Below are 1,025 nucleotides of genomic sequence, written 5' to 3' on the forward strand. Positions count from 1 at the left end.
TCCACATCAATGCCAACCGACCCCCATGCAGGCCGCCGCGCCCGCCGTCGAGGGTGACGCGCCTGGCTGCGCCTGTGGGCGTGGGCGCCGACGTGGCTGCAGGCCTTCGGCGCGGTGCTGCTGGGCGTGGCGCGCTGAGCGTCTTCATCGCGCTGTGGAACGCCGTGCGCGAGCGCCGCGCCGATCTGGCCATGCTGCGCATGCTGGGCGCCTCGCCCGCGCGCGTGGGTGGGCTGCTGCTGGCCGAGGCGCTGTGGCTGGCGCTGATCGCCTCGGGCCTGGGCCTGGCCGCCGGCCATGCGCTGGCGACGGTGGTGGGCTGGATGCTGCAGGCGCAGAACGCCATGCCCGTCACCGGCGCGCTGTGGCTGCCCGAGGAATGGGCGGTGCCCGGCCTCGCGGTGGCCGTGGCGGCGGTGGCGGCGCTGCTGCCGGCCGTGCAGGCGTACCGGGTGGACGTGGCCGACCTGCTGGCGCGGCCCTGACCTGGAATGCCTGGATGCCTCGATGCCCGGACGTCCCCCGAACCCTTTCCCCTGTTTTTGTCACCCACCTCCTGAAAGGACTTCTTCCCATGACCGCCACCTCCCGACTCCGCGCCCTGGCGCTCGCACCGCTCTTGCTGCTGGCCGCCGTTGCCGCCCAGGCCCAGCAGCATTCCGACGCCGATACCCAGGCCGACATCCAGCGCCACCGCGCCATGGCCGCCGCGCACGAGGCCGCCGCCAAGTGCCTGGAATCCGGCAAGGGCCACGACACCTGCGAGAAGGAACTGCAGGCGGCGTGCAAGGGCCTGGCCATCGGCAAGTTCTGCGGCATGAAGCACCAGCATTGATCGCGATTCGATCCGTCGCATGCGCCCCTGCCCGGCGGGGCGCTGCGACAATCGCACCGGCCGGGCAGGGCGCCCGGCCGCCGTTCGCCGCCTTTTTGAGGACCCCCGCATGAAAGCCATCCCCCTCGCATTCGCCTGCCTGCTGGCCTGCGGCGTGGCCGGCGCGCAGGCGCCGGACGGTGCCGGCGCG

The 1,025-nt window shown here is 73.4% G+C and carries 2 protein-coding genes; both read left to right on the top strand.

Annotation, left to right across the window (positions count from 1 at the left end; all coding sequences use genetic code 11):
• The coding region (locus AC27IO_RS24735; protein ID WP_498741284.1) for an FtsX-like permease family protein at window positions 1-485 on the top strand (485 nt) is incomplete at its 5' end.
• A gap of 89 nt (window positions 486-574) precedes the next feature.
• Window positions 575-835: a hypothetical protein gene (locus AC27IO_RS24740; protein ID WP_317355000.1), complete on the top strand. Its 261-nt coding sequence runs from the start codon at window positions 575-577 to the stop codon at window positions 833-835.
• The last annotated feature ends 190 nt before the right edge of the window (window positions 836-1,025 follow it).

The organism is Acidovorax sp. KNOB132 (genome assembly GCF_057541515.1).